The sequence below is a fragment of the Vibrio sp. 2-2(8) genome, from assembly GCF_963888495.1.
Lineage (GTDB): Bacteria > Pseudomonadota > Gammaproteobacteria > Enterobacterales > Vibrionaceae > Vibrio > Vibrio anguillarum.
Genome location: NZ_CAWPJM010000013.1, coordinates 1 through 13,146, shown reverse-complemented (window position 1 = coordinate 13,146; position 13,146 = coordinate 1). Strand labels below are relative to the sequence as shown.

General features: G+C 40.3%; 14 protein-coding genes and 2 pseudogenes. 11 read left to right on the top strand and 5 right to left on the bottom strand.

The genetic code is table 11. From position 1 onward, the window contains the following. From AACV12_RS06075 to AACV12_RS06055, 5 genes and pseudogenes are all read left to right on the top strand, one after another. Nucleotides 1–186: pseudogene (locus tag AACV12_RS06075) on the top strand (hypothetical protein); the annotation flags it as partial. A 93-nt stretch (nt 187–279) separates the two neighbouring features. Then, nucleotides 280–789: an AAA family ATPase gene (locus AACV12_RS06070; protein WP_170901511.1), complete on the top strand. Its 510-nt coding sequence runs from the start codon at nt 280–282 to the stop codon at nt 787–789. Nucleotides 790–2,039: 1,250 nt separating this feature from the next. Continuing rightward, nucleotides 2,040–2,480 (top strand): excinuclease, encoded by a 441-nt coding sequence (locus tag AACV12_RS06065; RefSeq protein WP_170901508.1) that lies wholly within the window; start codon nt 2,040–2,042, stop codon nt 2,478–2,480. Nucleotides 2,481–2,621: 141 nt separating this feature from the next. Next, nucleotides 2,622–3,113 (top strand): AAA family ATPase, encoded by a 492-nt coding sequence (locus AACV12_RS06060; RefSeq protein ID WP_170901506.1) that lies wholly within the window; start codon nt 2,622–2,624, stop codon nt 3,111–3,113. Nucleotides 3,114–3,799: 686 nt separating this feature from the next. After that, the gene (locus tag AACV12_RS06055) at nt 3,800–4,312 is read left to right on the top strand and encodes a hypothetical protein (RefSeq protein ID WP_170901504.1); all 513 of its coding nucleotides are present in this window, start codon (nt 3,800–3,802) and stop codon (nt 4,310–4,312) included. A 1,126-nt stretch (nt 4,313–5,438) separates the two neighbouring features. On the opposite strand, the gene AACV12_RS06050 is transcribed toward AACV12_RS06055, so the two are convergent. Beyond that, nucleotides 5,439–5,738, bottom strand: coding sequence for a type II toxin-antitoxin system RelE/ParE family toxin (locus tag AACV12_RS06050; protein ID WP_019282621.1), 300 nt, complete (start codon nt 5,736–5,738; stop codon nt 5,439–5,441). Beyond that, complete coding sequence (locus tag AACV12_RS06045) at nt 5,735–5,977, bottom strand: type II toxin-antitoxin system ParD family antitoxin (RefSeq protein WP_017045414.1); 243 nt, start codon at nt 5,975–5,977, stop codon at nt 5,735–5,737. The genes AACV12_RS06050 and AACV12_RS06045 overlap by 4 nt, the downstream gene beginning before the upstream one ends. A 1,205-nt stretch (nt 5,978–7,182) precedes the next feature. Between AACV12_RS06045 and AACV12_RS06040 the strand changes: the two genes are divergently transcribed. Further along, nucleotides 7,183–7,635, top strand: coding sequence for an NUDIX hydrolase (locus AACV12_RS06040; protein ID WP_017050098.1), 453 nt, complete (start codon nt 7,183–7,185; stop codon nt 7,633–7,635). Between the two features lie 1,151 nt (nt 7,636–8,786). Here the strand turns inward: AACV12_RS06040 and AACV12_RS06035 are convergent. The 3 genes from AACV12_RS06035 to AACV12_RS06025 form a co-directional block, all read right to left on the bottom strand. Next, on the bottom strand, nt 8,787–9,065 hold the full coding sequence (locus AACV12_RS06035) for a type II toxin-antitoxin system RelE/ParE family toxin (protein WP_017048421.1): 279 nt from the start codon (nt 9,063–9,065) through the stop codon (nt 8,787–8,789). Continuing rightward, entirely contained in the window at nt 9,062–9,346 is a 285-nt protein-coding gene (locus tag AACV12_RS06030; protein WP_026028248.1) for a type II toxin-antitoxin system RelB/DinJ family antitoxin, read from the bottom strand. Before AACV12_RS06030 ends, AACV12_RS06035 begins: the two co-directional genes overlap by 4 nt. Nucleotides 9,347–9,568: 222 nt before the next feature. Then, complete coding sequence (locus AACV12_RS06025; protein WP_170901502.1) at nt 9,569–10,405, bottom strand: beta-1,6-N-acetylglucosaminyltransferase; 837 nt, start codon at nt 10,403–10,405, stop codon at nt 9,569–9,571. 287 nt (nt 10,406–10,692) lie between these two features. On the opposite strand from AACV12_RS06025, the gene AACV12_RS06020 reads away from it, so the two are divergent. The 5 genes and pseudogenes from AACV12_RS06020 to AACV12_RS06000 form a co-directional block, all read left to right on the top strand. Next, nucleotides 10,693–11,046, top strand: a complete 354-nt coding sequence (locus AACV12_RS06020) for a VOC family protein (RefSeq protein ID WP_094127361.1) — start codon at nt 10,693–10,695, stop codon at nt 11,044–11,046. 235 nt (nt 11,047–11,281) lie between these two features. Next, nucleotides 11,282–11,437, top strand: coding sequence for a DUF645 family protein (locus AACV12_RS06015; RefSeq protein ID WP_000910027.1), 156 nt, complete (start codon nt 11,282–11,284; stop codon nt 11,435–11,437). A 195-nt stretch (nt 11,438–11,632) separates the two neighbouring features. Beyond that, nucleotides 11,633–12,034 (top strand): hypothetical protein, encoded by a 402-nt coding sequence (locus AACV12_RS06010; RefSeq protein ID WP_170901500.1) that lies wholly within the window; start codon nt 11,633–11,635, stop codon nt 12,032–12,034. A 136-nt stretch (nt 12,035–12,170) separates the two neighbouring features. Then, complete coding sequence (locus tag AACV12_RS06005; RefSeq protein WP_047690282.1) at nt 12,171–12,833, top strand: hypothetical protein; 663 nt, start codon at nt 12,171–12,173, stop codon at nt 12,831–12,833. Nucleotides 12,834–12,971: 138 nt separating this feature from the next. After that, a pseudogene (locus AACV12_RS06000) lies at nt 12,972–13,146 on the top strand (nuclease); the annotation flags it as partial.

Sequence of the window (13,146 nt, the reverse complement as noted above, 5' to 3'; positions counted from 1 at the left end):
TTCTTCCAAATCGCTCAATTTGAGTTTTTTTGTTTCTTTGCTGATTCAGCATTTTGGTTTATAAATGAACGGTTTAGTTTGCTTAAAGTTTACAAAAAGACTTGTTCTTGGGTTTTGAAAGCATTGTGTCAATTGATTGGCCTAACAAACGGCTCAAGAGGGATTGTCAACGCTTGGCGACTTTAGTGCAAAATTGAAATTCAGTGTTTACAGTGTGTTTTTTTAAGTTCGGCGGTGCGTTGTCAACCCCTTAGCCGGGCGTTAGCATGCGGGAGTAATATGAAGAAAATTCTCATCATTGGTAATTCTGGCTCAGGCAAGAGTTGGTTGTCGAAACAGTTATCCCGAAAACTTCAGTTGCAAGAAGTTAACTTGGACTCGATTGTATGGGAGCCAGGTGGCTATAATCAAAAACGCTCCACCGGAGCAATCGAAAATGAAATTGCTAGTATAAAGTCTCAATGCAACTGGGTAGTTGAGGGGGTATTTGGTGCTTTAGCCGAACAGCTTATTTTTTCTGCTGACATGCTGTTATTTTTGGATTTGGAATGGTCTGAATGTGAAAACTCTCTTTATGCGCGTGGTTCGGAGAGCTCGAAGCAACTTAATGAGGAACAGGCGGAGAATAATTTTCGTGAATTATTGAAATGGGCTTCTGAATACTCGGTTCGAGAATCCAAAAGTTCACGACAGTTCCATCAGCAATTGTTCAGTGATTTTCACGGTACTAAAGTACGTTTCACTACACGCTCTCAAGTGAATGAGTTTGTAGCGGAAACAACATGCTAACAAACAATTTAAGAGTGATTCAGCACGCTTGGCATTTTGGGTTTGGGTCTAATTTAGTGTTTACGGTGTTCAAATTTAGTGCTGTGGTCGCGTGCTTCACACCTTAATTGGGCGTTATGTGTTGGATGAGTTTTTGAGGTTAATTCTACGATTTTATTGAGAATTCGTTCCGTTTTTTCGGCAAGTTGGCTTGGTCGAAATGGATTCTTGAACAACCTGAGATTTATCGTTTTTAAGGTTCTTGGATTGCCTCAATTAAGTTTTGGATCTGGTTTGTGTTGAGTTTTATCGGTTTCAAATCGCTTCAATTGAAATGCATTTTTGACTGATTTGCTTGCTGACATTCAGCACTGAAAGTCTGGTGAAGCAAAAAGTTTAGCGGTTGCTGAAAGGGCGCTTTCTTTGTTGTTGATTCTGTAAGTGGTTTTCTTTGGCTAAGATCGCTGTGAAATTTAGGTATTGGTAAGCATCATTTTTGTACGTAACTTATTCAAATTTCTTCATTTCTACGGTGGGTTACTTTGAATTCACGGTAAAATTCACATAACAAGCAATTCAAGTGGATTCTCAACGCGTGGCAGTTTTACTATGCGTTAGGTAAAGTGTTTTACGGTGCAATGCGGCGGCTTGGTCAGTGCGTTGTTCACCACTTAATTGGGCGTTAGCTGGGGTTAAGAAAAACGGTGAATTTAGGGTGGCAAGGCTTTCGGTTTTCTAGCTACACACCGGACAAATCTCAGCTTCTCAACTATCTCGCCAGTGGCACTTTTCGGGAAGTGTTTGAACTTAACGAAGTCTGCTTACGGGAAGTGTTGTGTTTGTTAAGTTCGTTGGCGTGCCTTCTTTGGTGTTGAAATTTATGCATTCTTAAATTCGTTTCGTGTGCTCTGTCGTTGGCTTTTTCGATAGAATTCTTTGCAAATTACCATGCTCAGGAATGGTGATTTTCTCGGTTATTTTTTCTTTGCCAAGCGCATTTCGTGGATTAGGTTTTAATTTCACAGCTGTCCATTTTACTTTGCTGTTTGAAAGCAATAATGTGTTCCAAATTAGGCATTTTGGCGTAATTTGCTAGCGAAAGTGCAGCAGCTAACTAGGCGTTTAAGACGGATTCCCAACGCTTGGGAGTTTCGGCTCTAAGTTGAGTTTTGTGTTTAAGGCGCAACGTTTTAGGATTGTGGTCGCGTTGCTCACCACTTAACGCAGCGTTATGCTCTAGTCACAATCAAACTATTTTGGAATATATCACAATGAAAAAATTAACAATTCTAGCTCTTTCATCACTGGCTTTCTTCTCATCTAACACTTTTGCTAGAGATGATGTGGGTAATTATTCGATTAAAAAGGCAATGAGCTCCGAAGTGGCTAAATCTAAATTAGGCTCTGAAGTTTCATTTTACTTTGGCGAGCAGAGTTACGGCAAAGTTCTCAAAGAATTAGGTGAATTTAAAACCAGTAAAAAAACGAACGCTTTCAATAAAACAGATGAAGAAGCGTGCAACTGGGTTTTTCTTTCTGCCATGATTGCTCTTAAAGACAGAGCGATAAAAGAGGGTGGAAATGCAGTAGTTAATATCAAATCAAATTACAAAAACAACCTCACTTCAAGCAACGATACTTTTCAATGTGGTGCTGGAGCCGTAATGGCTGGAGTTGCATTGAGTGGTGAAGTTGTGAAGCTCAAAAAATAAGCATAACAAACGGTTAAAGAGGGATTGCCAACGCTAGTCGACTTTAGTTCAAAATTGAAATTCAGCGTTTACGGCGTGTTTTTTGAGTTAAGTGGTGCGTTGTCAACCCCTTAACCGGGCGTTATAAGCTAAAGAGGAATTATGACCAAAATCTATTTCGTATGCGGTTTTATTGGTTCGGGTAAAACTACCTATTCCAAGGAGCTTGCAAATAAGCATGGAGCTTTTCGCTTCTCCACTGATGAATGGATGATTCCTTTATATGGTGAACATATGGAGCGTGAAGTCTTCGACAGTCGCTTAGCTACGCTTCAAGATTTATTCAAAGAGTCTGCTCTCCAGCTTTTTGCTCTCGGTGTTCCGGTTATTTTCGATTTTGGTTTCTGGCGTAAAGCGGACCGAGACACTTTTACGAGCTGGGCATCAGAAGTGGGCGTTGAGAGTGAAGTTCACTATCTTGATGTTCCCTTCGAAATATGCCAACAAAGGGCATTTTCACGTAATTCAGACTTGGATGGTAAGTCGTATGAAATGACACCTGAAATGTTGAAATTGTTCTGGTCTTGGTTTGAAATACCGGTGTCGAATGAAAATGTAATTTTGGTTCATCGGGATACTCAACCACGCTTATAACAAACAATTCAAGTGGATTCTCAACGCGTGGCAGTTTTACTATGCGTCAGGTAAAGTGCTTTACGGTGCAATGCAGTGGCTTGGTCAGTGCGTTGTTCACCACTTAATTGGGCGTTATGCAACTCAGGTTAATTTAGGGGCTCAATCTTTTGGGATTTCTCCGGCTATTCGTTTTGTGTTGTCGGCAAATGAACTTTTTCACCCTCAGATTCGTGGTTAACTCAAACCGTAAAACAGACAAGATTCTTGGTTTGCCTCAATCATTTTTAGCGTTGGCTTGCTGCCAATTCAGCGGGCGCAAAGTGTGGAAAGGACAAGTTTATCGAGCATTTTGTACTTGCTGAAGTTTTCGCTCGTTGAGTTTTCCTAACATAAAAGCTTGGTTTGTTGCTGAAAGGTGGACTTTGTTTTGGTAGCTCATTTATCACGGCTCTTGCTTGGGTTGATTCTTGAATCACTCAACTATTGCAATTGTGGCTTTTGGTCGTGTAAGTTAAGTTTATCTTATTGAATTTGCATAACAAACGGCTCAAGAGGGATTGCCAACGCGTGGCGGCTTTAGTACAAAATTGAAGTTCAGTGTTTACAGTGTGTTTTTTAAGTTCGGCAATGCGTTGTCAACCCCTTAGCCGGGCGTTAGGTGACTTATAACTATTTATATCGTAAACATCGAAGTAGGAGTTTTTGTGGAAGAAAATATATTCTTAGGAATTGATGTTGATACGATAATATCGCTAACGTCTATTTTTATTGCATCTTTAGCTTTGTTGGTTGCTATTTGGCAAGGTATTGTGACCAGAAAACATAACCGTCTATCTGTTCGGCCAAGACTTCAGTTCGACTACCTTATATCCAAAAATTACGAAGTCGTAGGTTTGTGTCTGAGGAATTCGGGAACAGGGCCTTTATTGATTGATGACATTGCTTTGTTTAGAAATAACAAAAAATTTGATATTAGCGCATCATCGTACCAAGCTTTATTCCCATCGCTGAAAACTAGCGATTTTACGTTCAACATATTTTCAAAAGGTTTTGTTGTTGCGTCAAATGAGTGTTATTGGATTATATCTACAAAACGGCACGTAGAGTCTGATGAAGTCTACCAGTTGATACTATCTAATCTATCTAACTTTTCTGTTAATATTAGTTACAAATCTATATATGAAGAACAGTTCAGCGGTAGTTGGTCAATCACCTAACAAACGGCTCAAGAGGGATTGCCAACGCGTGGCGGCTTTAGTACAAAATTAAAGTTCAGTGTTTAAGGTGTGTTTTTTGAGTTCGGTGGTGCGTTGTCAACCCCTTAGCCGGGCGTTATGTGTTTGATGAGTTTTTAAGGTCAAAGCTACGATTTCATTGAGAATTAGTTTCGTGTTTTCGGCAGGTTGGCTTAGTCGAAATGGATTCTTGAACAACTTGAGATTGATCGTTTTCAAGGTTCTTGGGTTGCCTCAATTAAGTTTTGGATCTGGTTTGTGTTGAGTTTTATCGGTTTCAAATCGCTTCAATTGAAATGCATTTTTGACTGATTTGCTTGCTGACATTCAGCACTGAAAGTCTGGTGAAGCAAAAGGTTTTGTTGTGGCTGAAAGGGCGCTTTCTTTGTTGTTGATTCTGCAAGTGGCTCTCTTTGGCTCAGATCGCTGTAAAATTTAGGCTTTGGTAAGCATCGTTTTTGCACGTAACTTATTCAAATTCCTTCGTTTCTACGGTGGTTTACTTTGAATTCACGGTAAAATTCACATAACAAGCAATTCAAGTGGATTCTCAACGCGTGGCAGTTTTACTATGCGTCAGGTAAAGTGTTTTACGGTGCAATGCAGTGACTTGGTCAGTGCGTTGTTCACCACTTAATTGGGCGTTAGGCAAAGTGAGTTTTTATCAGCTAAATCGGGTTTGAATTGAACGGCGAATTCCATGTTCTCATGGCTGGACTTAAGCAATAAATCGTCATCACATATTTGCTGTTTCTTGATCGTGTTGGGTTGCTTTTCGTTGTGAATTTAGTGGCAAAATAACCTTCAGCATCCAAACGTCCGCCGAGCATGCTACGCTCGTCACTTTTCTTCCAAACCGTTAAATTTGAGTTTTTTGGTTTCTTTGCTGATTTGAGATTTTGGTTTATAAATTAATCGCTTAGTTGGTTTTCAGTTTTCAAACAAGCCTTGTTCTTGAGTTTCTAAAGTATCGTTGTCAATCTATTGGCCTAACAAACGGCTCAAGAGGGATTGCCAACGCTTGGCGACTTTAGTGCAAAATTGAAGTTCAGTGTTTACGGTGTGTTTTTTAAGTTTGGCGGTGCGTTGTCAACCCCTTAGCCGGGCGTTATGCGCCAAAGATTGGATTTACATCCATACTCTTATGCAAGATTCTTATGATCTGGATGTTTTGGCTACCAATTTGTTGATAAAAAATAACATGGCTTCCTTGTGGAAATTTTCGGTAGCCATCTCTGATTTCATCACAAGTTTTACCGATATCAGGATTTTCAGCGAGTAGCCAAAATGATTCATCGAATTGTTTGAGATAAATATTTCGTTGCTCGCGGCCCCACCTGCGAGAGGTAAATAAGGCAATATCTTTTAAATCAGATTTTGCCTTGTTGGTTAGTTGGAATGGTTTCATTTTCTTTCTTCGCTATCTAGTTCACTGATAAACGAATCGAGGTCATAATCAGCCATACCACTTTCTTCACCTTCAACGAGCAGTTGTCGTAAAGTGTTCATTTTCGTTTCTTGTGTTTCGAGTAAACGTAGAGCGGAACGAATTACTTCACTTGCTGAGCCATAGCGTCCACTTTGGATTTGGCTACTAATAAAACCATCAAAGTGGTCGCCGAGAGTGATGCTAGTATTTTTAGCCATTGTAATCTCCTAATACCAAATAGTACCTAATTATGGTATTAATTTGAGGTAATCGCAAGTGGCGCATAACAAAGCATTTAAGATGGATTCCCAACGCCCGGCATTTTCAGTTTGAATCAGCTTAAGTGATTACGGCACAATTGTTTAGGTTTGGTGGAGGCGTTGCTCACCACTTAATGCGGCGTTATGCAACTCAGGTAAAATTAGGGGTTCAATCTTGTGGGATTTCTCCGGCCATTCGTTTTGTGTTGTCGGCAAATGAGCATTTTTACCCTAAAATTCGTGGTTTACTCAAGCCGTAAAACAGACAAGGTTCTTTGTTTGCCTCAATGAGTTTTAGCGTTGGCGCGTTGTAAATTCAGTGGGCACAAAGTGTGGAAAGGGCAAGTTTATCGCGCATTTTGTACTTGCTGAAGTTTTCGCTCGTTGAGTTTTCCTGACACAAAAGCTTGGTTTGTTGCTGAAAGGTGGACTTTGTTTTGGCGGCTCATTTATCATAGTTCTTGCTTGGGTTGATTCTTGAATCACTCAACCATTGCGATTGTGGTTTTTGGTCGTGTAAAGTTAGTTTATCTCATTGAATTTGCATAACAAACGGCTCAAGAGGGATTGCCAACGCGTGGCGACTTTAGTGCAAAATTGAAATTCAGTGCTTACGGTGTGTTTTTTGAGTCCGGCGGTGCGTTGTCAACCCCTTAGCCGGGCGTTAGGCAAAGTGAGTTTTTATCAGCTAAATCGAGTTTGAATTGAACGGTAAATTCCATGTTTTGTGGCTTAAGTTAAGCCATAAATCGTCATCACATATTTGCTGTTTCTTGATCGCGTTGGGTTGCTTTTCGTTGTGAATTTAGCGGCAAAATAACCTTCAGCATCCAAACGTCCGCCGAGCATGCTACGCTCGTCACTTTTCTTCCAAACCGCTCAATTTGAGTTTTTTTGGTTTCTTTGCTGCTTTAGCGTTTTGGTTTATAAATTAATCAGTTAGTTGGTTTCAAATTCACAAAAACTCGTTCTTTGGTTTTGAAAATGTCGTTGTCAATCTGTTGGCCTAACAAACGGCTCAAGAGGGATTGCCAACGCTTGGCGACTTTAGTGCAAAATTGAAGTTCAGTGTTTACAGTGTTTTTTTTAAGTTCAGCGGTGCGTTGTCAACCCCTTAGCCGGGCGTTAGCCGACAAGCGAAAATTTCAAATTCAGAGGTAAATATGATTCCATTAAATTCATCTGTTGTTTCAGGGGTGGCAGTCTCGGAAATTGATGGTGAAATGAAGCTTCTACTTATGAAGCGAGTAAAAGGTGGCTTCTGGTGTCATGTTGCAGGTTCAATTGAACAAGGCGAAACAGGCATTGACGCCATCACTCGAGAGTTCAGAGAAGAAACACAAATTGAGGCTTCCCCCCTATATAATGCTCAGTTTCTAGAACAATTCTACGAAGCCAGTGTTAATGTTATTCAGCTCATACCTGTTTTCGTAGTGATGTGCCCACCAGAGCAAGGGGTGGTTTTAAATGAAGAACATACAGAGTATAAGTGGTGCAGTTTAGAGGAAGCTCTTGGATTGGCTCCATTTCCAAACCAACACGAAGTGTATAAGCATGTTTGGTCGTATTTCGTAGAAAAGCCAGCTAATGCACTCTATCGTGTAGATGTCGGCTAACAAACGGCTCAAGAGGGATTGCCAACGCGTGGCGGCTTTAGTACAAAATTGAAGTTCGATGTTTACAGTGGTTTTTTGAGTTCGGTAGTGCGTTGTCAACCCCTTAGCCGGGCGTTAGCTGAGGTTAAGAAAAATCATAAAATTAAGCGTTTATTTTTCTTAGTCTGAGGCTCTAGCTTTACACCTGAAAGTCAGCACTTTTCCGCGTATCTCGCCAGTGGCACTGTTCGTGAAGTGTTTGAACTAACCGAAGTCTTCTTACGGGAAGTGGTGTGTTTGTTTATTTCTTTGGTGTGGCTTCTTTGGTTTTGAGGCTCTTTCGCGCTTAAATGGATTCCGCGCACTTGGTTGTTGGCTTCTTCGACATAATTCTTTGTAAATTTAAGTCCTAGAAGCTCGTCAGTTTCTCGGTTATTTCTTCTTTGCCAAGTGCGTTTCGTGGATTAGGTTTTAGTTTCTCAGTTGTCCGTTTTACTTTACCGCTTGAAAGCAATAATGTGTTTTAAATTAGTCTGTTGGGTAGTAAATCTCCAGCTAAAGTGCAGCAGCTAACAAACGGCTCAAGAGGGATTGCCAACGCGTGGCGGCTTTAGTTCAAAATTGAAGTTCAGTGTTTACAGTGTGTTTTTTGAGTTCGGCTATGCGTTGTCAACCCCTTAGCCGGGCGTTAGGCAAGGTGAGTTTTTATCAGCTAAATCGAGTTTGAATTGAACGGTAAATTCCATGTTTTGTGGCTTAACTTAAGCAATAAATAATCATCACATATTTGTTGTTTCGTGATCGCGTTGGGTTGCTTTTCGTTGTGAATTCAGCGGCAAAATAACCTTCAGCATCCAAACGTCCGCCGAGCATGCTACGCTCGTCACTTTTCTTCCAAACCGCTCAATTTGAGTTTTTTTATTTCTTTGCTGATTTAGCATTTTGGTTTATAAATGAATGGCTTAATTTGCTTCAAATTTACAAAAAAGCACGTTCTTTGGTTTTGAAAGTATCATTGTCAATCGGTTGGCCTAACAAACGGCTCAAGAGGGATTGCCAACGCGTGGCGGCTTTAGTTCAAAATTGAAGTTCAGTGTTTACAGTGTGTTTTTTGAGTTCGGCGGTGCGTTGTCAACCCCTTAGCCGGGCGTTAGTTTGCCCACCGACTACAATCAGTCGGTAGGGAATTTCTGCTTCTGATGTAGAACTCGCATTACACGAATTGTTGAGCCGTCAACCCAATAGGAAACGATCATTGAGATTTCGGGGATAATTAGTAATCGTCCTCGAATGCCATCACGTTGAAAACCCATCAGTGGCTGCTCAAGTAAATTTTCTACTTTAGCTTCGATGATTTCGTCAGTTTTGTCTGCCGCGTTTGGGTTGAAGTCATAAAGAAACTCAAAGATCTTCTCACGATCATTTAGCGATTCTTCTTCCCATAAAATCATTGTTGACCTCGGCTACGAATCTTAGCTTTTCGTTCAGCCATTCGTGCTTTTGCTGAGTCATGATCAACAAATGAAGCTTTTCCTGAGTCAAACTTTTCAAATGCTAAGTTTACTTGTTCAGTTAACCAAGCGTCATGAGATAATGTTTTTCTTTGTTGCTCAGCCATTTGTTCAGTAAGTTCACGGCAAGCATCGCTGAGTGTGCGACCTTGGCTCTCAGCCATTTGCTGAGCTAAGCGTTTAACTTCGTCATCAACACGAAATTGAATTCTAGTGTCCATGAGTAACTCCCTAAGTTTGCGTGTGTACAAATGTTAGCACTAGAATCGAGCAAGGGCAACTAACAAACGGCTCAAGAGGGATTGCCAACGCGTGGCGACTTTAGTGCAAAATTGAAGTTCAGTGTTTACAGTGTGTTTTTTAAGTTCGGCGGTGCGTTTTCAACCCCTTAGCCGGGCGTTAGGTTTCTTTGAGCCACCCCGTTGAGGGTAGCTCATTAAAAATTAGACTGTTGCAGCGAGGTGATGTTCGATCCTATCCAAGACTTTAGCGTCCTCTAATAGGTCAAATTTTCGAGCGAAAAGGTTAGGGCTCGAAATTAAGTTAGAAATATCGGCCATTGTAAACGTCCTCGGTCTAAGCTTTATATCTCCATCTGCTACCCAATCGATAAGTCGCAAGTCATCTTGAATTATTTCACCATGACAATCGTTATTCATCATAACTGTTTGGAAAAATCCTTCATCAGCAATAAATGTATTTTTATAAAATTCTTTATAGGGCTGAGATGCATCCGTGTTACAAACAAAATCACAGAATTTTCGTGACACAATCATCCATTGGGTGCCAATAAATGGTGTTATCCCTGACATGAAGTTTCTAGCTATTTTAGGTCGGTAAATATGCTCTTTATATTCAAAGCACATATTTTGTATGCGATTCATCGTTTCAGGCCTAGCTTCATTTTGGTCTAGTGCTCGAATAAATTCCTTGTCTTTATTATTTGACAAAAACTCATGAATATATGGCTGAGTTTTCAATGGAAAATCTTGTCCACTTAGGTTTATAAAATGCGTCCAGCTTTTGTTCATATTCAATAGCTTAGCCATACCACGAAGTTCAATATTAACTAAACTATACCCACCCCATAGTGCATTTTCTGATTCAAGAATTTCAGCATTTTGGTAATCATTTAGAAACAAAGTTATTTCATCTGAAATTTCTTTTCCAGAAGTTTTGTCAACATGGATAACGTAATGATTATTTGGGTGGTATATTGCATGAAATAGCCGTTTAAATTGATCTGGATAGCGGTGAACGAGAATAAGATAAGCAATCATTAGATCATTCCTTGAGAAATCTGGAATATTTATTTTCACGCTCCAGTTATCTCAGTTAGGGAATGTATGTTCTGAGTGGTAAGGCGTGTTCTTATCCATAGACTATATGGGGGTTCTGTCTTGATTAATCAATAGCAATGAAATATAAACCTAACAAACGCTTCAAGATGGACAGCCAACGCGTGGCATTTTTATCATGCGTTGGGTTTCGTGATTATGGTGTTATGCGGAAAGTTGGTAGTAGCGTTGTCTGCCCCTTAAGCGGGCGTTATGTGGCAGGAGAGAATGTGACCCCAGTAGCTGTTCTTGTTCATGTTTCTGATGTGAAATCTGGTCTTGCGTGGTATCAAAAAGCTTTCCCCGAAGCGGTTCTGGTATATCACCCAGAGTTCGATTTTACAGTGCTTGATTTAAACGGTTTCTCGCTTGAAATAGTGCAAGCAGATGAGAAAGTCGATTCTGGTAAAAAAGGGACTGTTGTCTATTGGTCAGTCGCTAATTTAGTCGAAGCCTTGGCTCATTTCGAAGCTCTTGGCGCAAGGTTATATCGTGGACCGATGGAAATCGAAAATGGGTTGTCGATATGCCAAGTTGAAGACCCATTTGGTAACCTAATTGGCTTACGTGGAATAGCCACATAACAAACGGCTCAAGAGGGATTGCCAACGCGTGGCGGCTTTAGTGCAAAATTGAAGTTCAGTGTTTACAGTGTGTTTTTTGAGTTCGGCGATGCGTTGTCAACCCCTTAGCCGGGCGTTAGTTTCTATCTAGGAAAATCATCAAAATCAAAGCCCAATTGTGCTGAGAAATCAGCATTTAGTTTTCAAGTTTCACAAGTTGATTTTTGAGTTTTGTCTGATGCAGATTTGGTAGAACGTGTTGAAAGCTCGCAGTTTCAAAGTCGCTGAAATTGTGCTTTTTTTGTCGCGGACTCTTAACTGTGGTCGACTCAACCTTGATCGTTTTAAGTTTTGGCAGCCAACTTCACAGCTTTTGGCGTCGGACGTGTGTTTGCGTGATGCTTTTGCGTAAAATCACTTTCAAGCAAATGTGTTAAAAAGTTATTGGCAAACAATAGGCTACGAAACTAACAAACGCCTCAAAGGGACTGTCAACGCATGGCGTTTCCAGTCCCATTGAGCTGCGGTGGTTACGGCTGTTGTGTTTGAGCTTAGTGGTTTGCGTTGTCAGCCCCTTAGGCGGGCGTTATGTGCTAGGAGATATAAAATGGATGTTGATAGCAATAAAGGGTATATCGAGAGATTTCATGGGACAATTGAGTGGGTTCTATCTGCTCTTCTAGGTGTTTCTTTTGCATCGTTTTTGTTCATCGAATCTGTATCTTCGGTAAATAACGAAACAATCAAAGCAGTTTCTAGTTCGCTTCATTTGTTCGCTATTCCCTTCTACATTAGCGGGCTAATTTGTTGTAGAGACGCAAAATACAGCAGTGACACTGAACAAAGTGATAAGTATTTACCTATATTCTTGATGGTAGGCTTACTTAGTACATTTTTTGGCTTTATAGGTATGATCATGTGCATCAATATTGCCTATGGCGTAGTTTTTGGTGGCGCACTATTGCTAAGTACTGGCGTAATGAAGCTACAAGTTAAGAAACGCACATAACAAGCAATTTAAGAGGGATTCACAACGCTTGGCACTTTTGCTTCTACTTCAGTTTTAGTGTTTATGGCACAATACTTTAGGTTTGGGTGGAGGCATTGTTCACCCCTTAATTGGGCGTTATGCCTTAGGAGGTAAATTGAACATTCCAGACTTTTTAATTGAACGAGAAACTGAATTGTCTTCTCTTCGAGACAACGAATTATCTGCAATTCTAGAGTTCAAAAAAAGAGCTGAAGAGTTTGAAATTGCTATGAAGCGATACTATAAGGGAGCAATTTCGAGTCGCCAAATTACTGATGATATAGATATTAAGAAGTCTACATTTAAAGCAAATACACCAGATATAGAACATATTGAATATTTGGCGCTCAAGTTTCGATTCTTTTACGCTGAAAAAGAGCCGACTAGAGTTGAGAGAATTATTGGTATTCTTCGGAAAAATGCAAAAGATGAATGGGCAAAGAACTATATTGACCGTCTCCGTGCTTTGTACCTTAATGCTATGAACAGGACAAGAATGAGTAGTGAAATGGGGTACTCGGTGAGTAATCGAGAAATTATCAACTTGTGGTTTAACTCAGAGTTCTTCCATTCTGATATCGACAAAAGGGAAAGACTTCAGCTCATAAATAACGCTATTTCAGGAAAAGTATCGCTATTTCAGCTTTATACTGCTATCTCAGGTGTATCAACTCAGATCAATTCTTTGTACGCCGTAGTTCATCAAGTTTCAAATGAGAGTTGTTTGATTTATACACCTAACCATCACTTTTCAGCGGTAGAGGCAGGTCAGGCATAACAAGCAATTTAAGAGGGATTCTCAACGCTTGGCACTTTTGCTTCTACTTCAAATTTAGTGTTTATGGCACAATGCTTTAGGTTTGGATGGCGGCGTTGTTCACCCCTTAATTGGGCGTTAGTTGAATAAGGACGTTTCGTGGATATATTAGGATTACTATCAGGTGCTTTAGCTCAAGTTTGGTACATCATACCTCTGTTACTTTTCGTTTCGATATTCAAGAGCCGATGGTTTAAAGGCATGTTCGGGGAGTTCTTGGTAAACAGACTGCTGTCACAGTTACCTGAGTCAGACTACACGTTAGTACAAGATG

Coding starts and splice junctions, on each gene's coding strand:
- AACV12_RS06070 (WP_170901511.1), top strand. CDS start 280: ATGAAGAAAATTCTCATCATTGGTAATTCTGGCTCAGGCAAGAGTTGG.
- AACV12_RS06065 (WP_170901508.1), top strand. CDS start 2,040: ATGAAAAAATTAACAATTCTAGCTCTTTCATCACTGGCTTTCTTCTCA.
- AACV12_RS06060 (WP_170901506.1), top strand. CDS start 2,622: ATGACCAAAATCTATTTCGTATGCGGTTTTATTGGTTCGGGTAAAACT.
- AACV12_RS06050 (WP_019282621.1), bottom strand. CDS start 5,738: ATGAAACCATTCCAACTAACCAACAAGGCAAAATCTGATTTAAAAGAT.
- AACV12_RS06045 (WP_017045414.1), bottom strand. CDS start 5,977: ATGGCTAAAAATACTAGCATCACTCTCGGCGACCACTTTGATGGTTTT.
- AACV12_RS06040 (WP_017050098.1), top strand. CDS start 7,183: ATGATTCCATTAAATTCATCTGTTGTTTCAGGGGTGGCAGTCTCGGAA.
- AACV12_RS06035 (WP_017048421.1), bottom strand. CDS start 9,065: ATGATTTTATGGGAAGAAGAATCGCTAAATGATCGTGAGAAGATCTTT.
- AACV12_RS06030 (WP_026028248.1), bottom strand. CDS start 9,346: ATGGACACTAGAATTCAATTTCGTGTTGATGACGAAGTTAAACGCTTA.
- AACV12_RS06025 (WP_170901502.1), bottom strand. CDS start 10,405: ATGATTGCTTATCTTATTCTCGTTCACCGCTATCCAGATCAATTTAAA.
- AACV12_RS06010 (WP_170901500.1), top strand. CDS start 11,633: ATGGATGTTGATAGCAATAAAGGGTATATCGAGAGATTTCATGGGACA.